This is a genomic window from Mycolicibacter arupensis, from assembly GCF_002086515.1.
Lineage (GTDB): Bacteria > Actinomycetota > Actinomycetes > Mycobacteriales > Mycobacteriaceae > Mycobacterium > Mycobacterium arupense.
In genome coordinates, this window is the sequence record NZ_MVHH01000059.1 from 1 (window position 1) to 20,862 (window position 20,862).

A 20,862-nucleotide genomic window follows, 5' to 3' on the forward strand; every position below is an offset into this window, starting at 1 on the left:
GAGCGGGTGCGGCGGTCACGGCGGGCGCCGGTATGGCCGCCGACACCGGCGGGGTGGGAGCCACCGTCAACCCGGCGAACGGTGGCGGCACGGGCGCCAGCGGCACCGGAACAGCCGGAAGCGCAGCCAGGCCCGACAGCCCGGCAAGTCCCGCCAGCGGTGCCGCGGCCAACGGAGCCAGTGCGGCGGTCAGCATCGGCAGCACCACCGGAATCAACACCACCGCCTGCTCCAACAACGTCTTGAGCAGGGCGATCACGTCGGTGATGATGGTGCCGACCGCTTCCACCGCGGTGAACATCAGCGTGAAGGCAATGGTGCTGGGATTGCCGCTCGCGAACGCCGCAGCGATATCTGCGCCGATGAACGCGAAGGTCTGGGATAGGTATGCGGCGAACGAACCGAAATCCATCGGATAGCCGATCGCGAACGCGATGTTGTAGGGACTCAAGAAACTCAGCGGGTTGCCCAGGATGGGCAGCCAGGGGTTGAACCCGCCGAGCAGCGACTGCAGGAAAGGGTTGCTCGCCAGCTCGTTGATCATCGGCTGCAGCACGGTGTTGTAGAAGTCGATATAGCCGCTGTTCTGCAGCCATTCCATGATCTCGTTCTGCCGATCAGGCGGTAGTGGCGGCTGGCCGGCCTCCGCAGAGCCGGCCGCGGCGATCGGCGGGGCCGCAGCGGTCTGCGGACTCGACGCCACCGCCGAGCCGGCGACAGCCTGATAGGTGGCCATCACCGTGGCGGCCTGAAACCACATCCGGCCGTAGTCGGCCTCGTTGAGCGTGATCGGGATGGTGTTCACCCCGAAGAAGTTGGTGGCCACCAGCACCGCATGGGCGGCGTGATTGGCCGCCAGCTCGGCCAGCGTCGGCATGGACGCCAACGCCGTGCTGTAGGCGGTGGCCGCGGATTGCTGCGCGGCGGCGGTGACCGCACTGACCAGGCCGGCTTGGATCAGCCAGGCCAGATAGGGAACGTTCGCGGCCACATAGGCCTCGGCGGCAGGGCCCTGCCACGCCCCGGCCTGCACCGCACTCAGCAGGGCCATCAGCTCGTCGGCGACGGCACCGTATTCGGCGCTCAGCGCGTTCCACGCCGACGCCGACGCCAACAGCGGCCCGGAGCCGGGACCGGCCGACAGCAGGCTCGCATGAACTTCCGGAGGTGACGCGATCCAGATCGGCGCGGTCACGATCGCCAGCTCTCTCGGGGTCATCCGCCCCATCTGAGGGTGCAACGTTGTCAGTATCTGACTCTCGGGCGAGCGCACTGGCCCGATCACAGTGGCGGGACCGCTCCGGACTCGCACCGGATTCCTGACATCGTCATCGCCTTACCGGCGAATTGTCGCACGCCCCACCCCTGACCACCGCGGAGTCTCACATCCGGAGCAAATCTCTCGGCGTGCTTGCGGCGTCATGACATTCCCACCGAGGTCGCAGTAGTAATCTGCCGACCGTGTCCGATCCGGCGAACGCCCGCCCCACGATCTGCCTGAACATGATCGTGCGAGACGAGGTCCACATCATTGCGGAGGCGCTGAACGCCACCGCGCCCTACATCAGTTCGTGGGTGATCGTCGACACCGGCTCGCAGGACGGAACCCAGCAGGTGATCCGCGACCACATGGCGGCCCTGGGCATCCCGGGCGAGCTCTACGAAAGGCCCTGGCGCAATTTCGGACACAACCGCACCGAGGCCCTGACCCTGGCCCAGGGCCGCGCCGACTACATCTTGGTGATCGACGCCGACGACACGATCGTCGGCACACCCGACTTCACCGGCCTGGACGCCGACATCTACGAGATCCGGATCCGGCAGGAAGCCGTCAGAGGCTGGCGCCCTCAGATGTTCCGCGACGGCCTGCCGGTGCGCTACGTCGGCGTGGTCCACGAGTTCGTCGAATGCGATGAAGACCACGTCACGTCCCGACTCAACGACGACTTCGCCATCGAATCCCGGCGCCTGGGCGCCCGTAACCTGGATCCACAGAAATATGCCCGCGACCGGGATCTCCTGCTGGCCGAGGTCGAACGCAACCCCGAGGACACGCGGTCGGTCTTTTATCTGGCGCAGAGCTGTTTCGATCTGGAGGATTACGCCGCCGCGGTCACGTGGTACGAACGGCGGACTCACATGGGCGGCTACGACGAAGAGGTCTACTTCTCGCTGTACCGCAAAGCCGGAGCCATGGAAGTACTCGGCGAACCGTGGCCGGAAGTGCAGGCCGCTTACCTGCGGGCCTGGGAATTTCGGCCCACCCGCGCCGAGCCGCTGTACTGCATCGCGTTCGCCTACCGCTCTGCGGGGCGCTACGAGCTCGGCCACCTCTTCGCCAGACAAGCCGAGGAAATCCCGATGCCCGATGACAACCTGTGGGTCGACGCGGGCGTCTACAACTTCCGCGCGACCGACGAGCGTGCGGTGTGCGCGTCATGGCTCGGCAGGCACGATGAAGCCTTCACGCTGTGCCGGCGACTGGTGGCGCGCACGGACATCCCCGACGAGGAACGGCAACGCATCGCCACCAACCGGGACTTTTCGGTTTCGGCCATGCTTGAAGCAGCATCGAGCTATCCCGAAGCGTTGGCGCACAGCCTGGTTGCCGGCCCCCCGGACGCTGAAGTGACCGTCAGCGTCCGCACCGGAGCCGACTGCGCCGGCACCGAGCAGACGCTGAACTCGTTCCTGCACTGCTGTCTCGACGTGGCGCGGGTCGGACGCTTCCTGGTGATCGACACCGGCCTCTCGGTGCACGACCGGGAGCTGCTGGCGCGGCGATATCCCTTCGTGGAATTCACCGATCCCGGCACTGAGGTCAGTGCCGGAATCGGTGGTCGCTACGTGTTGGCGTTGGACGCTGGCTGGCGGTTCTTCGCCCCGGAAAACCTGATCACCCGGCTGATCGGTGTACTAGAAGCCGAACCCCAGGTCTGCCAGGTGGGCATCAACTTCGCCGACGCGGCGAAGCTCACCGGCACCTGCGCCGCCGAGGACACCGTGCGCCGCACCCCCGACGCCGGCCGCTACCTGCTGACCGAGACGGCTGCCACCGGCCCGGCGATGCACGACACCACACGACTGGGCCGCGTGGCTGGCACCGCCACCCTCGACGAAGTGCTCTGCGTCTTGGGTTGAGTCACCAGGTAGATCGGCCGGGCGCCGTCAGTCCTTGGCGTCGATCGCGGCGTTCAGCGTCGAACTGGGCCGCATCACCGCCGAGGTCAGATCGTGGTCGGGTGCGTAGTAGCCGCCGATGTCCACCGCCTTGCCCTGCACCACGTTCAGCTCACCCAGGATGACGTCCTCGTTCTTGGCCAGGGTGTTCGCCAGCCCCGCGAAGTGCTGAGCCAGCTCGGCATCCTCGGTCTGCGCCGCGAGCTCGTCGGCCCAGTGCTTGGCCAGATAGAACTGGCTGCCGCGGTTGTCGAGCTCACCGGTCTTACGCGAGGGACTCTGGTTGGCATCGAGCAGCTTGCCGATCGCGGAGTCCAGCGTCTGGCCCAGGATCTTGGCGCGGGCATTGCCGGTCTTGGCGCCCAGGTCGTCGAAGCTGGCACCCAGCGCCAGGAACTCACCGAGCGAGTCCCAGCGCAGGTGGTTCTCCTCCACCAGCTGCTTGACGTGCTTGGGCGCCGAGCCGCCGGCTCCCGTCTCGTACATGCCGCCGCCGGCCATCAGCGGCACGATCGACAGCATCTTGGCGCTGGTCCCCAGCTCCAGGATCGGGAACAGGTCAGTCAGGTAGTCGCGCAGGATGTTGCCGGTGGCGGCGATGGTGTCTTGGCCGCGGATCAACCGCTCGCACGTGTACCGCATGGCCCACACCTGCGGCATGATCTGGATCTCCAGACCCTCGGTGTCGTGGTCCTTGAGGTAGGTCTTGACCTTCTTGCGCAGCTCCGCCTCGTGCGGACGCTCGGTGTCCAGCCAGAACACCACCGTCATGCCCGACGCCCGCGCCCGCTGCACCGCCAGCTTCACCCAGTCCTGGATGGCGGCGTCGGTGACGGTACACAACCGCCAGATGTCGCCGGCTTCAACGTTCTGAGTCAGCAGCACCTCGCCGGTGGCCAGGTCAACGATGTCGGCGACGCCGGCCTCGCGGACCTCGAAGGTCTTGTCGTGGCTGCCGTACTCCTCGGCCTTCTGCGCCATCAGCCCGACGTTGGGGACGGTTCCCATGGTGGCCGGGTCGAACTGGCCGTGGGTCTTACAGAAGTTGATCATCTCCTGGTAGATCCGCGCGAACGTCGATTCTGGGTTGACGGCCTTGGTGTCCTTCTGGCGTCCGTCGGCGCCGTACATCTTGCCGCCGGCCCGGATCATCGCCGGCATCGAGGCGTCCACGATCACATCCGAGGGCGAGTGGAAGTTGGTAATGCCGTTCGCCGAGTCCACCATCGCCAGCTCGGGGCGGTGCTCGTGACAGGCGTGCATGTCCTCGATGATCTCCTCCCGCTGGGAGGCCGGCAGCGCCTCGATCTTGCTGTAGAGGTCGACCAGACCGTTGTTGACGTTGACGCCCAAGTCGTCGAAGAGCTTCTGGTGCTTGGCGAAGGCGTCCTTGTAGAAGACCTTGATGGCGTGGCCGAACACGATGGGGTGGCTGACCTTCATCATGGTGGCCTTGACGTGCAAGGAGAACATCACGCCTGTCTTGCGGGCGTCCTCCATCTGCTCCTCATAGAACTCGCGCAGCGCGCGCACGCTCATGAACATCGAGTCGATCACCGTGCCGCTCAGCAGCGACACCTTCTCCTTGAGCACGATCGTCTCGCCGCTCTTGGTCGTCAGCTGCATCTTGACGTCGCGGTCGCGGTCCAGCGTCATCGACTTCTCACCGTGATAGAAGTCGCCGTGCTTCATGGTCGCCACGTGCGTGCGCGAGGCCTGCGACCACTCACCCATGCTGTGCGGGTGCTTGCGCGCGTACTCCTTGACCGCCTTGGGGGCACGGCGGTCCGAGTTGCCTTCCCGCAGTACCGGGTTCACCGCACTGCCCAGGCACTTGGCGTAGCGGTCGTGGACGTCGCGTTCCTGCTCGGACTTGGGGTCCGCGGGGTAGTCGGGCAGCTTGAAGCCCTTGCCCTGCAGCTCTTTGATGGCCGAGACCAGCTGCGGCACCGAAGCGCTGATGTTGGGCAGCTTGATGATCGTGGTGTCCGGCAGCTGGGTCAGGCGGCCGAGCTCGGCCAGGTTGTCCGGGACCCGCTGCTCGTCAGTCAGACAGTCGGGAAATGCGGCCAGGATGCGGGCCGCCAGCGAGATGTCGCTGGGTGTGACGTCGATTCCGGCGGGCCCGGTGAAGGCCTGCACGATCGGCAGGAACGAGTACGTCGCCAGCAGGGGCGCCTCGTCGGTCAGCGTGTAGATGATGGTCGGTTGGTCGGCGCACATGGCTGTTCTCCCGGCGTCAGGTTCGTGGCGAACTATCGTGTGCCGCGTGGTACACGGCGGCATCAGTATCGCGTACCTCACCGACGCGCCGACCGCCGGTGATCAGGTGGCGACAGCTCCGGGAGATGCGATAGGCTGCGAGGCGGTCATGAGTGCCAGCGCGAAGCCCCGGCTTGCTGGCCGGCAACCCTCCAACCGCGGTGGGGTGCCCCGGGTGATGACCGGGTTGAGTAGCCACCACGGCTACGCGGCAAGCGCGGGTCCGACACAACGGGCCCCCCGAGTAGACAGGGGAACCTGATGCGTGCCTCTTTGCACCCGCTCACCCGTTGCTGTTGTCGCTGACCCCACCTCTCTGCCCCAGCGACAACAATTCCGAGGAAAGCATTCACCGATGACCGACAACAACACCGACCCGAGTTCGCACTGGTCCTTCGAGACCAAGCAGGTCCACGCCGGGCAGGCCCCCGACCCGGCCACCAACGCCCGGGCGTTGCCGATCTACCAGACCACCTCCTACACGTTCAACAACACCGAGCATGCGGCCAAGCTGTTCGGCCTGGAGGAGCCGGGAAACATCTACACCCGGATCATGAACCCGACCAATGACGTCGTCGAGCAGCGGATCGCCGCACTCGAGGGCGGTGTCGCGGCCCTGCTGCTGGCCTCCGGGTCCGCCGCGGCGACCTTCGCGATCCTCAATCTCGCCGGCGCCGGCGATCACATCGTGTCCAGCCCCCGGCTCTACGGCGGGACCTACAACCTGTTCCACTACTCGCTGACCAAGCTGGGCATCGAGACCACCTTCGTCGAGGACCCCGACGACCTGGAGTCCTGGCGGGCGGCAGTACGGCCCAACACCAAGGCCTTCTTCGCCGAAACCATCTCCAACCCGAAGATCGACGTGCTCGACATCCCGGGCGTCTCGGGCGTGGCCCACGACAACGGCGTGCCGCTGATCGTCGACAACACTGTGGCCACCCCGTACCTGATCCAGCCGCTGGCCCACGGCGCCGACATCGTGGTGCACTCGGCCACCAAGTACCTGGGCGGGCACGGCTCGGCGATCGCCGGCGTGATCGTCGACGGCGGCACCTTCGACTGGACCCAGGGCCGCCACCCGGGTTTCACCACCCCCGACCCGAGCTACCACGGGGTGGTCTTCGCCGACCTGGGCGCACCGGCGTTCGCCCTGAAGGCCCGCGTGCAGCTGCTGCGCGACCTGGGCTCGGCGGTGTCGCCGTTCAACGCGTTCCTGATCGCCCAGGGCCTGGAGACGCTGAGTCTGCGGGTCGAGCGCCACGTCGCCAATGCGCAGCGGGTCGCGGAGTTCCTGGAGTCCCGCGATGACGTGCTCAGTGTCAACTACGCCGGGCTGGCCAGCTCGCCGTGGCATGCCCGGGCGCAGCAACTGGCACCCAAGGGTGTCGGCGGCGTGCTCTCGTTCGAGCTCGCCGGCGGCATCGAGGCCGGTCGGGCATTCGTCGACGCACTGAAGCTGCACAGCCACGTCGCCAACATCGGTGACGTGCGCTCGCTGGTGATCCACCCGGCGTCGACGACGCACGGCCAGCTCAGCGCCGAAGAGCAGCTGGCCAGCGGTGTCACGCCAGGGCTGGTTCGGCTGGCGGTCGGCATCGAGGGCATCGAGGACATCCTGGCCGACCTCGAACTCGGCTTCGCGGCAGCCTCGGCACAGGTCGGCGATTCGCCGGCGCTGGCGGCCCGTTGAGGCGGTCCCCGGTGACGATCTCCGACGTGTCCAGGCAGCTGCTGCCCGCCGAGGGAGAGACCGGCGTGGTCGCCATCGGCTCGCTGACGCTGCAGAGCGGTGCGGTGCTCGATGACGTGCATATCGCCGTTCAGCGCTGGGGCGAGTTGTCGCCCCAGCGCGACAACGTCGTCATGGTGCTGCACGCACTGACCGGGGATTCGCACGTCATCGGACCGGCCGGGCCGGGTCATCCCACTCCGGGCTGGTGGGACGGGGTTATCGGGCCCGGTGCCCCGATCGACACCAACCGCTGGTGCGCGGTGGCCACCAATGTCTTGGGCGGCTGCCGCGGTTCGACCGGCCCGAGCTCGCTGGCTCGGGACGGGAAACCGTGGGGTTCGCGGTTTCCGTCGATCTCGATCCGCGACCAGGTCCAGGCCGACATCGCCGCGCTGGCCGCGCTGGGTATCAGCGAAGTGGCCGCAGTGCTGGGCGGTTCGATGGGCGGTGCCCGCGGACTGGAGTGGATGGTCGGCCATCCAGACCAGGTGCGCGCCGGACTCTTGCTGGCCGTTGGAGCCCGGGCGACAGCCGATCAGATCGGTACACAGAGCACCCAGGTGGCCGCCATCAAGGCGGACCCGGACTGGCAGGGCGGTGACTATCACGGCACCGGTCGCAGTCCCAAGGCCGGCCTGGCGATTGCTCGGCGGATCGCCCACCTGACCTACCGCGGCGAGGCCGAGCTGGATCGGCGCTTCAGCAATAGAGCGCAGGACGAAGAAGATCCAGCAGACCCGCGCTATGCGGTGCAGAGCTACCTGGAACATCAGGGCGACAAGCTGGTGTCCCGATTCGACGCCGGCAGCTATGTGGCCCTGAGCGACGCGCTGTCGGGCTACGACGTGGGCGCCGGACGCGGTGGCGTCAGTGCGGCACTGCGCGGCTGCCCGGTGCCCGCGGTGGTCGCCGGAATCACCTCCGACCGGCTGTATCCGCTGCGGTTGCAGGCCGAACTCGCCGAGCTGCTGCCCGGGTGTGAAGGCCTGCAGGTGGTCGACTCCGACAGCGGGCACGACGGATTCCTGCTGGAGACGGGCCGGGTCGGCGAATTGATCCGCCACACGTTGGACTTGGCGGATTCGGCCCGGGACCGCCGACGGTGAGCCCGTCCGAGCAGGGCCGGCGCGACCGCTCGCTGTCGTTCGGTTCGCAGGCCGCCGCCTACGAGCGGGGCCGGCCGTCCTACCCGCCGGAGGCCATCGACTGGCTGCTGCCGCCGGGTGCCCGCGATGTCCTCGACCTGGGCGCCGGAACCGGAAAACTCACCGCACGCCTGGTCGAGCGCGGCCTGGACGTGGTGGCCGTGGACCCGATCGCCGAGATGCTCGAGGTGCTCGCCACCGCGCTGCCCGGCACCCCGGCGCTGCTCGGGTCCGCCGAACAGATCCCCCTGCCCGACAACAGCGTCGACGCGGTGTTGGTGGCTCAGGCCTGGCATTGGTTCGACCCGGCCCGCGCGATCCCCGAGCTGGTGCGGGTGTTGCGGCCCGGAGGCCGGCTGGGACTGGTCTGGAACACCCGCGACGAGCGACTGGGCTGGGTCAAAGAACTCGGCACGATCATCGGCCGCGAAGACGCCCGCGACGTGGTCGACGCGGGAGTGAGCCTGCCCGCGCCGTTCGGCGACATCGAAAGCCACCACGTCGAGTGGACCAACTACCTGACGCCCCAGGCCCTGATCGACCTGGTCGCCTCACGCAGCTACTGCATCACCTCACCGGACGCGGTGCGCACCCAGACGCTGGACCAGGTGCGCAACCTGCTGGCCACTCATCCGGCGCTGGTCGGGTCCACCGGCCTGGCGCTGCCCTACGTCACGGTGTGTGCCCGGGCAACGCTGCACGCACCGGATTAGAGCCCCTCTGAGGGCGCTTCGCCCCGCTGTCAGGCGCTGAACAGATCCGCGAAGTCGTTGGTGATCGACTGGACCGCGCCGAGGACGCTGAGCAGTTCGAACCCGATGGCGGTGGGGATCATGCCGAAGTCGGCCGCCAGCGGCAGCCCAATCGCGTTGGTCAGCATGGTCAGCAGGTCGTCATCGCCCTGGAAGGCGTTCAAGAACATGCTGATGTTGTAGGCGGGCATCGTGGTCAGCAATGAGTTGAACACGTCCGCGGTCGGCAGCAGCACCGAATACAGCGTTGAGGCCGCACTGGAGAACGTGTTGACGACCTCGCTGAAGCTCGGCAGGGCGAAGTCCGACGGGGAGAACAGGGCGCCGAGGGCATCGGTCGGGTCACCCAGCGAGAGGTGCCCGAGGTCGTAGATGAAGTCGTTGAACCCCTGTTGGGCGCCCTGCGCCAACGAGTTCAGGAGGGCGAAGACGTCGATGTCCTCGGGGAACACTCCGTAGGTGGTAAGGACGTTCGCCGGACCCTGATCCCAGCCGCCGTGGGTCAGAACCCCGTCGACGTAGGTGTCGACATTCCCGTAACCCAGGTCGACCAAGATCCGGGTGACCGGCTCCAGCAGGTCATAGAGCGGCTCACCCAAGATCGGGATGCCCAGCAGCGGCTGCAGCAGCGGCAGGATCTCCGTCGGGATCATGTAGTAGTTGGTGTTCAGGGCGGCCGAGACCCCGTCCGGCAGAACGAGAGGGCCGTCGTAGTCGGTCGATCCGAGCAACAGTTGCGCACTGTCGATGGAATCGGGCTGGGCGTAGCCGGGACCGTGCACGAACGCGATCCCCAGGACTGCATTGAGCGTTGACAGCAGGTTGAGCGGGTAACGCGGGAAGTCGGCGAACCCGTCGTACTCGGCGATGTAGATGTCGGTCGCGTACGGGGTATCGGGCGTGCCGCCGTAGAACTCAATCCCCAACGGCGCGATGTAGAGCGGCACCTCCGGCACCGCGAAGCGTGACAGCAGGCCGCCGTTGGGGAACATCTCATTGGCGATCAGAACGAACGACAGCTGATCGGGATCGGGGGCGGTGCCGGACTCGAGCAGCCGGCTCATCTCGACCGAGGACAGCACGGCGCTCTGGGAAACGCCGTAGACCACGACGTTGTCACCGTCGGCGATGCGGTTGCGCAGGGTCCAGTCGAGCATCTGCGCGCCCTGGTCGACCGAGGTGGCCAGCGGCAGGCTCTTGACACCGGTACCCGGGTACAGGCCCTCAGGGGTGAAGACGCCCTGCATGGTGTAGTCGCCGTACCCGAGGTGGGTCAGGTAGGTGTTGGCCCAGGTGAAGTCCCACATCCCCGGGATGGGGGTCCCGGTGCCGCCCATGATCAGCGCCACGTTGTCCAGCAGCGCAACGTCGGCGGCCACCGTCCGCGCCGCGGAGGCCACGGCCGGCGCGATCACCGGCGGCGCGATCACCGCAGCAGCACTGGACACGGCCAGCGCTGCCACACCGAGTGAGCGGAACGTGGGGCTGACCCTCATGGCGACCTCCGGCAGCGAGCGAATGACTCCTTATTGCTTGCAGCACCTTAGCGTCTACATGATGAAAACCTGAGGCAAATCTGAATAACTCAGACTTTCTGCTGCGGAAACTTCCGCAGAAGGGGATGCTTCTCCGCCCGCGGTGGCCCTAACTCGACTTATGGACCCTCCGCGTACTGGGAGTCCGGCACGCCGGACCAGTCAGGCGCGGCGGCGGCGACCCGGCTGGTACCGGGCCGTAGGCAAACCGTGACCCGTACGACTCACCGGTGTTACCACTTTGATGCAGGATTTCAACCAGGCCGTTCGGACTTCAGTCCCGGGCATCGCTCGGCGCCGCGCGACGACGAGGGGGACCCATGCGAGGCTTCATGAGCAGAGCGGGCGCAGGAGCCGGCGCCCTAGGCCTGATCGCCACCGCGGGACTGGCGGCGCCGGCGCAGGCAAGCCCCGTCGACACCACCTTCCTCACCGATCTGGCTGTGGCGGGCATTCCGGTCAGCGACCCGGCCAGCACCGCGGCCCTCGGCCAATCCATCTGCCCCATGCTCAAAGAGCCCGCGGGCACCGCCGCATCAGTGGCCGCCCCGATCGCCGGCATGGGCGGTGGCCCCAGCATGTCGCCACAGATGGCGCAGCTGTTCACCGAGATCGCCGTCCAGATCTATTGCCCGCAGATGCTCTCGCAGCTGGCCACCGGCCAGGTGCCGGACCTCCCCCAGATCCCCGGGATGTCCGTCGGCATCCCCGGCCTCACCGGTGGGATACCTGCCATCCCCCGCTTCTGACGCCGGTTCAGAGCGCGCTCAAAGCACGCTTCGGACCGGATCGCTGGGCCGACTTCTGCAAGGTGAACTGGTTGACGTCGATGTAACCGGTCCGAAAGCCGTTGGCGCAGCCCGTCAGGTAGTGCATGTACCGGTCGTAGACCTCGCGGCCCTGGATGTCGATGGCCCTGTCCCTGTTGCGTTCCAGGGCGGCCGCCCAGCAGTCGAGGGTCCGTGCGTAGTGCGGCTGCAGTGACTGCCTGCGGGTCAGGGTGAACCCCGCTCGGGCCGAATGCTCCTCAACCATCTCGATGGTGGGCAACCGGCCGCCGGGGAAGATCTCGGTGGCGATGAACTTGGTGAAACGGGCCATCGACAACGTCAGCGGCATGCCACGCGCGGACATCTGCGGCAACGTCAGGCCTGTGATGGTGTGCAGCAACATCACGCCATCGGCAGGCAAGGCGTCGTAGGCCATGGCGAAGAAGTCGTCGTAGCGCTCGTGCCCGAAGTGTTCGAAGGCCCCGATGGACACGATCCGGTCCACCGGTTCACCGAAGTTCTCCCAACCCTCGAGCAGCACCCGTTTGGTGCACCTGCCGTTCATGCGGGCGAACACGGACTCCACGTGGCTTGCCTGATTCCTGCTCAGCGTCAGGCCGATGACGTTGACGTCGTGGCGTTGCAGCGCGCGCCGCATGGTGGCGCCCCAGCCACAACCGATGTCGAGCAGCGTCATGCCCGGTTGCAGGCCCAGCTTGCCCAGCGCCAGATCGATCTTGGCGATCTGCGCCTCTTCCAGTGACATGTCGTCACGCTCGAAGTAGGCGCAGCTGTAGGTCTGGGACGGGTCGAGAAAGAGCCGGAAAAAGTCGTCGGACAGGTCGTAGTGAGCCTGCACGTCGTCGAAATGCGGTGTCAGTTTCGTTTGCATAGCAATGTGCTCTCGACCGAAGGCCGAAAGCCTCCCCCCTCGTGTGTGCTCCGATCGCGCCCCGCGTCGCCACCGCCGAGGTGACAACGGTGTCCCTCAGCAGATCGAGGCGAGATGCGCCGGATCGATTCCCCAGTTCGCCTGATCAGGCCCGCTATCGCGCGGCGGCCCGTCTGTGCGCTGTATTCATGGCGGGAATCCCCCTCCCGACACGGCCGGCCAATGCCGACCGACCGGATTCAGGTGTTCCCGCTACGCGCGATCGCCAAACCCACTCGGATCGGTGGGCGGTGGGCGAATACGCCGCTACAGCGGCCAATAAATTATCGGCCGGGTAAGAGAATTAGCTCGTGCCGAGCGGGTCGATCGTTGCGGCCACGTAGAGCATCACCGTGGCGGCCGTCGTCATGGTCGCGAAGTCCAGCCCGCGGTCACGCAGCACCAGCAGCCCGGCCCGGTCCTCGGACAGCACCAGCCGCAGCGCGGCGGCCACCCCGGTGCCGATCCCGATCAGCAGTGCACCACGCCGCCAGAAGTTCGCTCCGGCGAGCACGAATGCCGCCGTGAAAATCAGCCCGACCAGCAGGATCGGCCATTGCGCGGCGATCACCCGACGGACATCGGCGGACTTCACAGCGTGCTCTCGACCCGCTCCACCACGTTGGTCAGCAGGAATGCCCGGGTCAGCGGACCCACCCCACCCGGGTTGGGCGACACGTGACCGGCAACCTCCCACACGTCGGGATGGACGTCGCCGACCAGTCCGGCGTCGGTGCGCGACACCCCGACGTCGACGATGGCCGCGCCCGGCCGCACCATGTCGGCGGTGAGCATGTGCGGCACTCCGACCGCGGCGACGATGATGTCGGCCTGACGGGTGAGCTCCGCCAGATCGCGGGTGCCGGTGTGGCACAGCGTGACGGTGGCGTTCTCCGAGCGGCGAGTCAGCAGCAATCCGAGGGGACGTCCGACCGTCACGCCCCGGCCGATCACGACGACATGCGCACCGGCGATCGGCACCTCGTAGCGGCGCAGCAGGTGCACGATCCCGCGCGGGGTGCAGGGCAACGCCGCCGGGGTGCCCAGAACCAAGCGGCCCAGATTGGTCGGATGCAGCCCATCGGCGTCCTTGGCCGGATCGACGCGCTCGAGGGCGGCGTTCTCATCGAGGTGTTTGGGCAGCGGCAGCTGCACGATGTAGCCGGTGCACTCATCGTTGGCGTTCAGCTCGTCGATGGTGTCGTTGAGCTGGGCTGGACTGCAATCCGCCGGCAGATCCCGGCGAATGGAGGTGATGCCCACCTTGGCGCAGTCGGCGTGCTTGCCGCGCACGTAGGCATGCGAACCGGGGTCATCCCCAACCAGGATGGTCCCCAATCCCGGTGTGCGTCCCTGGGCGGACAGCGCCGCCACTCGTGCCTGAAGGTCGACGAAGATCTCGTCGCGCGTGGCCTTGCCGTCCAACGTCATTGCACCCACGCCCGACATTGTGGCATGTAGCCGCCGGGTTCCGACCTGCCGGAGGCGACGGCACGGATCTTCTGCGTACGACAGAGCGAATATTCGCCGCGGGCCGCTTGTAGGCTCCCGCTATGGGAGTTCCCGACGTTTTCAGTCCCGCGAAACTCGGTCCGATCACGTTGCGCAACCGGATCATCAAGGCCGCGACGTTCGAGAACCGCACCCCCAACGCGCTGGCCTCCGACGATCTCATCGAGTATCACCGGCTCCCGGCCGCCGGTGGCGTGGGCATGACCACGGTGGCCTACTGCGCGGTCTCCCGCGGCGGTCGCACCTCCGACGACGGACTGTGGATGCGGCCCGAGGCGGTCGCCGGACTGCGCCGGCTCACCGATGCCGTGCACGCCGAGGGCGCCCTGGTCAGCGCTCAGATCGGTCACGCCGGGCCGGTCGCCGATGCGCGCTCCAACAAGGCCCGGGCTCTGGCGCCGGTGCGATTCTTCAACCCGATCGGCATGCGGTTCGCAAAGAAGGCCAGCCGCGACGACATCGACACCGTTATCGCCCAACACGCCGACGCCGCGCGGTACGCCGTCGACGCGGGATTCGACGCCGTCGAGATCCATCTGGGCCACAACTACCTGGCGAGTTCCTTTCTGAGCCCACTGATCAACCGCCGCTCCGACGAATTCGGCGGCTCGCTGGCCAACCGGGCCAAGGTGGCCCGCGGGATCGTGCAGGCGGTGCACAAGGCGGTGGGCGGCCAGATCGCGGTGACCGCCAAACTGAACATGGCCGACGGCGTTCGCGGCGGCATCGGACTGGACGAATCCCTGACCACCGCGAAGTGGCTGCAGGACGACGGCGGCCTCGATGCCATCGAACTAACCGCCGGCAGTTCCCTGGTCAACCCGATGTACCTGTTCCGCGGGAACGCCCCGGTCAAGGAGTTCGCCAAGGTCTTCCCCCCACCGCTGAGCTGGGGCATGCGGATGACCGGTAAGAAGTTCCTGCGCGAATACCCCTATACCGACGCCTACCTGCTGGACAACGCACGGCTCTTCCGCGCGGAGCTCTCGATGCCGCTGATCCTGTTGGGCGGCGTCACCAACCGCGCGACCATGGATCAGGCCATGTCCGAAGGGTTCGAGTTCGTCGCGATGGCCCGGGCACTGTTGGCCCGGCCAGACCTGATCAACCGGATCGCCGACGAGCCGACGATCGTGTCCGAATGCACCCACTGCAACCAGTGCATGCCGACGATCTACGAGCGCACGCGCTGCGTCGTTACCGGCGCACCGGACGTAACTCGCTAGAGTTGACGACGATGAGTCACCCAGCCCCGCCGGTGCTGACCGTCCGTTACGACGGATCACAAGGCACGTTCTCCGCAGGCCACGACGTTGTCATCGGACGTGATCTGCGCGCTGACGTGCGGATCCCCCATCCCCTGGTGTCCCGGGCTCACCTCCTGTTGCGATTCGAGCAGGGCCGGTGGCTGGGGGTCGACAACGGCTCCCTCAACGGGATCTACGTCAATGGCCAGCGGGTGCCGGTGGTCGAGATCCGCGATGGCCAGGCAGTGAGCCTTGGCAATCCAGACGGGCCTCGGGTCTCCTTCGAGGTGGGACGGCACCAGGGGCAGGCCGGCAGGCCTCCGCAGACCGTCTCGATCCAGGTTCCGCAGCCCGGTATTGCGCGCCCGAGCCTGCCGCCGCAGTCGCAGGGCTGGCCCTCGCCGCCGGTCCAGCAGCCCTACCGTCCGCCCACGGGACCGGCGCCCTATCCCCCACCACCGCCGGCCGCGCCCCGACCGCCGGCCTACCCGGCAGGCCCCTCTGGCCCACTCCGCGAACCGGCGCTGCGGCCGCACTATCAGCCGGCGCCCGCAGAGGGTGTGTTCCAGCCCCAACAATCGGCCACGCGGATGGCACCGGTCTCGGCCACGCCGCCGGAGGCCGGCAGCATCGCCACCCGCATGATCGACATCCTGAGGCCCTCGTCGGCGTCAGCACCCAACGCGCCGGCCGGGGCACTGACCATCGGCCGCGCCATCGACAACGACGTCGTGATCTCCGATGTGCTGGCCTCTCGGCACCACGCCATGTTGGTTCCGACCCCGCTGGGCACTGAGATCCGCGACAGCCGGAGCATCAACGGAACGTTCGTCAACGGCGTCCGCATCGGATCGGCGATCCTGTCCGAGGGCGACGTCGTCACCATCGGCAACGTCGACCTGGAGTTTCACGGCGGCACGCTGGTGCGTCGCACCGATACCACCCCCGGCAGCGGCGGCCTTGAAGTGCGCGATGTCTGCTTCGACGTCGAGGGCGGCAAGCGGCTGCTCAACAACATCTCCCTCAATGCCCGGCCGGGCACCCTCACCGCGATCATCGGCGGCTCGGGCGCGGGCAAGACCACACTGGCGCGGCTGATCGCCGGCTACACCAGCCCCACTTCCGGCACCACCCTCTTCGAGGGGCACAACATTCACGCCGACTACGCCTCGCTGCGCAGCAGGATCGGGATGGTGCCCCAGGACGACGTGGTGCACCGCCAGCTGACGGTCAACCAGGCGCTGGGCTACGCAGCCGAGCTGCGGCTGCCGCCCGACAGCAGCCAGGCCGACCGCGATCAGGCCGTCGCGCGGGTGCTCGAAGAGCTCGAGATGACCAAGCACGCCGACACTCGGGTGGACAAGCTGTCCGGCGGTCAGCGCAAGCGCGCCTCGGTGGCGCTGGAACTGCTGACCGGGCCGTCACTGTTGCTGCTCGATGAGCCGACTTCAGGTCTGGACCCGGCATTGGACCGCCAGGTCATGCTGATGCTGCGCGGCCTGGCCGACGCCGGTCGTGTGGTCATGGTGGTCACCCACTCGGTGGCTTACCTCGATGTCTGCGACCAGATCCTGTTGCTGGCCCCCGGCGGCAAGATCGCCTACTGCGGACCGCCCAAGGAAGTCTTCCCGGCCATGGGCGCCGATAACTGGGCCGACATCTTTGCCAACGTGGGTGCCGATCCCGACGAAGCCAACCGGCGCTTTTTGGAGCGCGACGGAGGCCAGCGGTCCTCCGCGGCGGTGGCCGAGACGCCGCCGGCCGATCTCGGTAAGCCAGCGGCCACCAGCCTGGTCAAACAACTCTCGACGATCGCGCGCCGCCAGATCCGGCTGATCGTCTCCGACCGTGGCTACTCGATCTTCCTGGCCTTGCTGCCGTTCATCGTGGGTATTTTGTCGTTGACCGTCGAAGGCAGCCATGGGCTGGGGATACCAGGCCCCGATGCGCCCACCGAACCGCGATACATCATGGTGCTGCTCAACATCGGCGCTGTTTTCATGGGAACCGCGCTGACCATCCGCGACCTGATCGGCGAGCGGCCGATCTTCCGAAGAGAGCAGGCCGTCGGACTGTCGACGGTGGCCTACCTGCTGGCCAAGATCGCGGTGTTCTGCGTGTTCGCCACGATCCAGGCCGCCATCGCCACCACGATCGTGGTGCTGGGCAAGGGCGGCCCCGCCCGCGATGCGGTGCTGTTCGGCAGCGTGAACTTCGAGTTGTTCCTCGGGGTGGCGGGCACCTGTGTGGCCTCGGCGATTCTCGGCTTGGCCCTGTCGGCATTCGCGCAGTCCAACGAGCAGATCATGCCCATGCTGGTGGTGTCGATCATGTCGCAGCTGGTGCTGTCCAGCGGAATGATCCCGGTCGGCGGCCGCACCGGCCTCGACCAGTTGTCCTGGCTCACCCCCGCACGCTGGGGGTACGCGGCGGGCGGATCGACCGTCGATTTCAACACCCTGATGAATGCGCCGCAGATCCCCAAAGACCGGCTCTGGGATCACACCCGGGGCATCTGGCTGCTCGACATGGGGATGCTGGCATTGCTGTCGGTCTGCTACAGCCTGCTGGTGTGGTGGAAGATCCGGCTCAAGCGTTAGCCGGTTTCGTTTCGCTCCCGCACACTCAACGTCGTCGGTCCCGCACACTCAACGCCGTCAACGCACGATGAATGCTGGCGGGTAGCCCCGGATCCGTAGCGCCTGGCGCACCCGCCACACGACCTCCGCTCGGCGGTCGCGAGCCACCACCCGGATAACGATCCACCCCATCCGGGTCAGTGTCTCAAGCCGGATGATGTCCTTGCGCCACTGCAGGCTGTCGACCTGGTGATGCTCGCCGTCGTACTCGGCGGCCACCATGACGTCCGGCCAACCCATATCCAGGTAATAGGTGACATCGGCGGTAGGGACCGGGATCTGGGTCTGCTCCGGGGGTAGCTCGGCATCTATCAGCAGCAAACGCAGGTACGTCTCTCGGGGCGACTCCGCGCCGGGGTCAACCAGACTCAGGACCCGCTCCAACTGCCGCAATCCGCGCATGCGCGGATGACGGAGCGCCAGCGCTGCGACGGCGTCAACGTCGAAGCGGGTCGCTCGGGCCAGCGCGTCGAGCCGCGCCACCGCCAACCGCAGCCGTTGGTGGCGGCCGATATCGAAGGCGGAGCGCTCGGGGACCGTGACGAGCATCCCGTCGTCGTGGCCGGCCAGTGCCTGCATCTCGTCGTCGAGCAGAGTCTCTCGACGGGCGATCACCCCGGCTGGCGCTCGCGGGTTGGCGTGCACCAGCTCGACCGGCACGTCGTCGTCAATCCACCTGGCTCCATACAGCGCCGCAGCCGCCGCGCCGGCGACGACACCTCGCCGTCCTGACCATAGCCATGCCGCGGCGGTGCGCTGGGCGAGCCGCAACGAGACCTCTCGGGGCACATAGACGTCGGGGTAGGTGGCCCGATAGTGGGTCCGTAGCCCGTGCCGATTCAGCCTTCCGGCTGCCAGGGCCTCACTGCCGATAAACGGTTGCCCCTCCACGATCGATGAGCATCGCCGGGGCGGGCGACTGACACCATTCAGCCATCCACAGGTGTTTTGAGTGTGCGTTCTAGGTGTTGAGTGTGCGGTGAGGTCGGACCGCACACCAGACCACGAACCGGACTGCAATCAGCTCACGAGCCACCGTCCAGCCGCAGCCCGTGGGCGGCGGCATAGGTGATCGCCTGGGCGATGTCGATCCGCGTGCCGGTCAGCGATGCCGTGGTCCACAGCGTCGGGTCGACCCGCGCACCACGCAGGTCCGCCTCGTCCAGCCGGGTGCCGATGGTGCGAGCGCCGGTCAGGTCCGCACCGCGCAACACCGCCTTGCGCAAATCGGCCTCGACCAGATTGGCCTCACGCAACCGGCAGCCGCCCAAGTCCACCGCCCGCAGGTCACTGCCGCCGAGCCCAGCCAGGGTGAAGTCCACCTCGTCGAAGACCAACGGCCGCAACCGGCACTGAACGAACTGCGAGCCCAGCATGCTGCACTGCGTGAACTCGCTGTGCCACAACGAAGCCCGCTCAAAGCGACAGTTGCGGAAAGCCGACCCGCGGTGCACCGACTCGCCCAGGTCGGCACCGGTGAAGTCGCAGTGATCGAACACCACCCGTTCGGTGCGCAACCGCGACAGGTCGGCGTCGCGAAAATCGTGGCCGGCGAATTCCTGCCCGACCCACTCAGCAGCCGCGGTCAAGCCTGCGGCGCCAGGGTGGACAGCGCGTATTCGCTGATCGCGATCAGCGCGTCACGAGCCGACCTGGGGTCACGGGCGTCGACGGCGATCACCGGGATGTGGTCGGCCAGGGCCAGGGCCTTGCGCACTGCGGCGACGGGATACCGCGGCGCGCCATCGAACTCGTTGACCGCGATCAGGAACGGCAGATTGCGATGCTCGAAGAAGTCCACGGCGGCGAAGCTGTCCTCCAGTCGGCGGCAGTCGACCAGGATGATCGCACCGATCGCGCCGCGCACCAAGTCGTCCCACATGAACCAGAACCGGCGCTGGCCCGGCGTGCCGAACAGGTAGAGCACCAGGTCGTCGGCGAGCGTGAGCCGACCGAAGTCCATCGCGACCGTGGTGGTCCGCTTGTCCGGGGTGGCCTCCAGGGTGTCGACGCCGACCGATGCGTCGGTGACCAAAGCCTCGGTGCGCAACGGCATGATCTCCGAGACGGTGCCGACGAACGTGGTCTTGCCAACCCCGAATCCGCCGGCGATGACGATCTTGGTCGAGGCGGAGTCGCGGGGAGTCGCGGTGCTGTCTGGGCTCCGCTCTGGGGGCCTATCCCAGCGCTCGTAGGCCACGAAGTGTCCTTCCTATCAGGTCTCGCCGTTCGTCCCGGGTGGAAGCCTCGGTCAGCGTGGCCCGCACCCGAAGGTATCCCGAGGTGACCAGGTCACCCACCAAGACGCGCGCGACGCCCAACGGCAGGTTCAGCCGCGCCGAGATCTCGGCGACCGACGGTGACCCCTGGCAGAGTTCCACGATCCGACCACGCGGATCGCTGGCCGGCCACTGGTTGGGCTGCGCTACCCGCAGAGTCTGCACCGGGGCTTCCAGCGGCAACAGTACGTCGGTGTGAGTTCGCCCGGCGGTCAGCGTGTACGGCCGGACCAGACTGACCTCAGTCTCCGGCGCATCCTGGGCTGCGGGGGCGATCTCCGGCGCCCGGGGGCGCGCCCACTGCTCGGGGCTGTTCATCACCATTCACCGGCACCTCACGAGTGGGCGCCCCGCGACTGCGCCGTTCGGCGCGCGGACTGGACCACCGCGCCGACCCGCTCCACCAGAACCGCCATCTCGTATCCGATCTGACCGATATCGCACGACGTACCGGCCAACGTTGCCAGGTGCGAGCCGTCTCCGACCCGCATCAACAGCAGGTAGCCGTGCTCCATCTCCACCACCGACTGCAGCACCCGACCACCCTCGAACAACTGGGAGGCCCCGGTGGCCAGACTGGCCAACCCCGATGCCACGGCGGCCAACTGATCGGCACGTTCGGTGGGCAGATGCTCGCTGGCCGCGACCGTCAGCCCGTCGACCGAGACCAGCACCGCATGCGACACCCCAGGCACCTCACGGGCGAAGTTGGACACCAGCCAGTCCAACGAGCCTTCAGCGGTGCGACGATGCGCGCGGGGATCGGTGGGGAAAGTCATGGCTGGTTCTGTCCCTGGTCGCTGTCCACACTCTGCTCCATGTCGTTCTCCCGGCGCTCAACGTCGTTCTCCCGGCGCTCAACGTCGTTCTCCCGG

At 67.3% G+C, this 20,862-nt stretch carries 18 protein-coding genes and 2 riboswitches; of the genes, 7 read left to right on the forward strand and 11 right to left on the reverse strand.

Annotation, left to right across the window (positions count from 1 at the left end):
* Window positions 1-1,195 (reverse strand): PPE family protein (locus tag BST15_RS18675; RefSeq protein ID WP_083071108.1); only part of this gene is annotated, 1,195 nt, incomplete at its 3' end.
* A gap of 32 nt (window positions 1,196-1,227) precedes the next feature.
* Window positions 1,228-1,364, reverse strand: a riboswitch (cobalamin riboswitch).
* Between the two features lie 97 nt (window positions 1,365-1,461).
* Here BST15_RS18675 and BST15_RS18680 point away from each other — a divergent pair.
* Window positions 1,462-3,141, forward strand: a complete 1,680-nt coding sequence (locus tag BST15_RS18680) for a glycosyltransferase (RefSeq protein WP_234708299.1) — start codon at window positions 1,462-1,464, stop codon at window positions 3,139-3,141.
* A 27-nt stretch (window positions 3,142-3,168) separates the two neighbouring features.
* Here the strand turns inward: BST15_RS18680 and BST15_RS18685 are convergent, their stop codons facing one another.
* The gene (locus tag BST15_RS18685) at window positions 3,169-5,403 is read right to left on the reverse strand and encodes an NADP-dependent isocitrate dehydrogenase (RefSeq protein WP_046189792.1); all 2,235 of its coding nucleotides are present in this window, start codon (window positions 5,401-5,403) and stop codon (window positions 3,169-3,171) included.
* Between the two features lie 144 nt (window positions 5,404-5,547).
* Window positions 5,548-5,666: riboswitch (SAM riboswitch) on the forward strand.
* 131 nt (window positions 5,667-5,797) lie between these two features.
* Here BST15_RS18685 and BST15_RS18690 point away from each other — a divergent pair.
* Genes BST15_RS18690 through BST15_RS18700 form a run of 3 tightly spaced genes read left to right on the forward strand, consistent with a single transcriptional unit; the run spans window position 5,798 to window position 9,035 of the window.
* Window positions 5,798-7,135, forward strand: a complete 1,338-nt coding sequence (locus BST15_RS18690; protein ID WP_046189791.1) for a bifunctional o-acetylhomoserine/o-acetylserine sulfhydrylase — start codon at window positions 5,798-5,800, stop codon at window positions 7,133-7,135.
* 11 nt (window positions 7,136-7,146) lie between these two features.
* A complete protein-coding gene (gene metX / locus BST15_RS18695) occupies window positions 7,147-8,283 on the forward strand; it encodes a homoserine O-acetyltransferase MetX (RefSeq protein ID WP_046189790.1) in 1,137 nt (378 codons plus the stop codon).
* Window positions 8,280-9,035, forward strand: coding sequence for a class I SAM-dependent methyltransferase (locus BST15_RS18700; RefSeq protein ID WP_046296212.1), 756 nt, complete (start codon window positions 8,280-8,282; stop codon window positions 9,033-9,035). Before metX ends, BST15_RS18700 begins: the two co-directional genes overlap by 4 nt.
* 29 nt (window positions 9,036-9,064) lie before the next feature.
* On the opposite strand, the gene BST15_RS18705 is transcribed toward BST15_RS18700, so the two are convergent.
* Entirely contained in the window at window positions 9,065-10,570 is a 1,506-nt protein-coding gene (locus BST15_RS18705; RefSeq protein ID WP_046189788.1) for a PE-PPE domain-containing protein, read from the reverse strand.
* Window positions 10,571-10,941: 371 nt separating this feature from the next.
* On the opposite strand from BST15_RS18705, the gene BST15_RS18710 reads away from it, so the two are divergent.
* Complete coding sequence (locus tag BST15_RS18710) at window positions 10,942-11,358, forward strand: DUF732 domain-containing protein (RefSeq protein WP_082104153.1); 417 nt, start codon at window positions 10,942-10,944, stop codon at window positions 11,356-11,358.
* 7 nt (window positions 11,359-11,365) lie between these two features.
* On the opposite strand, the gene BST15_RS18715 is transcribed toward BST15_RS18710, so the two are convergent.
* From BST15_RS18715 to BST15_RS18725, 3 genes are all read right to left on the reverse strand, one after another.
* Window positions 11,366-12,271 (reverse strand): cyclopropane mycolic acid synthase family methyltransferase, encoded by a 906-nt coding sequence (locus BST15_RS18715; protein ID WP_046189786.1) that lies wholly within the window; start codon window positions 12,269-12,271, stop codon window positions 11,366-11,368.
* Window positions 12,272-12,614: 343 nt separating this feature from the next.
* Complete coding sequence (locus tag BST15_RS18720) at window positions 12,615-12,905, reverse strand: DUF3017 domain-containing protein (protein WP_046189785.1); 291 nt, start codon at window positions 12,903-12,905, stop codon at window positions 12,615-12,617.
* A complete protein-coding gene (locus BST15_RS18725) occupies window positions 12,902-13,750 on the reverse strand; it encodes a bifunctional methylenetetrahydrofolate dehydrogenase/methenyltetrahydrofolate cyclohydrolase (RefSeq protein ID WP_046189796.1) in 849 nt (282 codons plus the stop codon). Before BST15_RS18725 ends, BST15_RS18720 begins: the two co-directional genes overlap by 4 nt.
* Window positions 13,751-13,863: 113 nt before the next feature.
* Here BST15_RS18725 and BST15_RS18730 point away from each other — a divergent pair, with 113 nt between their 5' ends.
* Window positions 13,864-15,048 carry an NADH:flavin oxidoreductase gene (locus BST15_RS18730; RefSeq protein WP_046189784.1) on the forward strand — a complete coding sequence of 395 codons (1,185 nt, stop codon included), beginning with the start codon at window positions 13,864-13,866 and terminating at the stop codon, window positions 15,046-15,048.
* Window positions 15,049-15,059: 11 nt separating this feature from the next.
* Window positions 15,060-17,669, forward strand: coding sequence for an ATP-binding cassette domain-containing protein (locus tag BST15_RS18735; protein ID WP_046189783.1), 2,610 nt, complete (start codon window positions 15,060-15,062; stop codon window positions 17,667-17,669).
* A gap of 57 nt (window positions 17,670-17,726) precedes the next feature.
* Here the strand turns inward: BST15_RS18735 and BST15_RS18740 are convergent, their stop codons facing one another.
* From BST15_RS18740 to BST15_RS18760, 5 genes are all read right to left on the reverse strand, one after another.
* Entirely contained in the window at window positions 17,727-18,602 is an 876-nt protein-coding gene (locus BST15_RS18740; RefSeq protein ID WP_409366532.1) for a hypothetical protein, read from the reverse strand.
* Window positions 18,603-18,733: 131 nt separating this feature from the next.
* Window positions 18,734-19,297: a pentapeptide repeat-containing protein gene (locus BST15_RS18745; protein WP_046189781.1), complete on the reverse strand. Its 564-nt coding sequence runs from the start codon at window positions 19,295-19,297 to the stop codon at window positions 18,734-18,736.
* Complete coding sequence (locus BST15_RS18750) at window positions 19,294-19,827, reverse strand: GTP-binding protein (protein ID WP_046189795.1); 534 nt, start codon at window positions 19,825-19,827, stop codon at window positions 19,294-19,296. Before BST15_RS18750 ends, BST15_RS18745 begins: the two co-directional genes overlap by 4 nt.
* Window positions 19,828-19,885: 58 nt before the next feature.
* Window positions 19,886-20,305 (reverse strand): DUF742 domain-containing protein, encoded by a 420-nt coding sequence (locus tag BST15_RS18755; RefSeq protein ID WP_109370807.1) that lies wholly within the window; start codon window positions 20,303-20,305, stop codon window positions 19,886-19,888.
* Between the two features lie 17 nt (window positions 20,306-20,322).
* Window positions 20,323-20,766: a roadblock/LC7 domain-containing protein gene (locus BST15_RS18760; RefSeq protein WP_046189780.1), complete on the reverse strand. Its 444-nt coding sequence runs from the start codon at window positions 20,764-20,766 to the stop codon at window positions 20,323-20,325.
* Window positions 20,767-20,862: the final 96 nt, after the last annotated feature.

What these genes read in the sequence shown, in the direction of transcription:
- BST15_RS18755 (WP_109370807.1), bottom strand. Translation starts at nt 20,305, where the DNA reads ATGAACAGCCCCGAGCAGTGGGCGCGCCCCCGGGCGCCGGAGATCGCC.
- BST15_RS18690 (WP_046189791.1), top strand. Translation starts at nt 5,798, where the DNA reads ATGACCGACAACAACACCGACCCGAGTTCGCACTGGTCCTTCGAGACC.
- BST15_RS18710 (WP_082104153.1), top strand. Translation starts at nt 10,942, where the DNA reads ATGAGCAGAGCGGGCGCAGGAGCCGGCGCCCTAGGCCTGATCGCCACC.
- BST15_RS18705 (WP_046189788.1), bottom strand. Translation starts at nt 10,570, where the DNA reads ATGAGGGTCAGCCCCACGTTCCGCTCACTCGGTGTGGCAGCGCTGGCC.
- BST15_RS18715 (WP_046189786.1), bottom strand. Translation starts at nt 12,271, where the DNA reads ATGCAAACGAAACTGACACCGCATTTCGACGACGTGCAGGCTCACTAC.
- BST15_RS18685 (WP_046189792.1), bottom strand. Translation starts at nt 5,403, where the DNA reads ATGTGCGCCGACCAACCGACCATCATCTACACGCTGACCGACGAGGCG.
- BST15_RS18730 (WP_046189784.1), top strand. Translation starts at nt 13,864, where the DNA reads ATGGGAGTTCCCGACGTTTTCAGTCCCGCGAAACTCGGTCCGATCACG.
- BST15_RS18735 (WP_046189783.1), top strand. Translation starts at nt 15,060, where the DNA reads ATGAGTCACCCAGCCCCGCCGGTGCTGACCGTCCGTTACGACGGATCA.
- BST15_RS18760 (WP_046189780.1), bottom strand. Translation starts at nt 20,766, where the DNA reads ATGACTTTCCCCACCGATCCCCGCGCGCATCGTCGCACCGCTGAAGGC.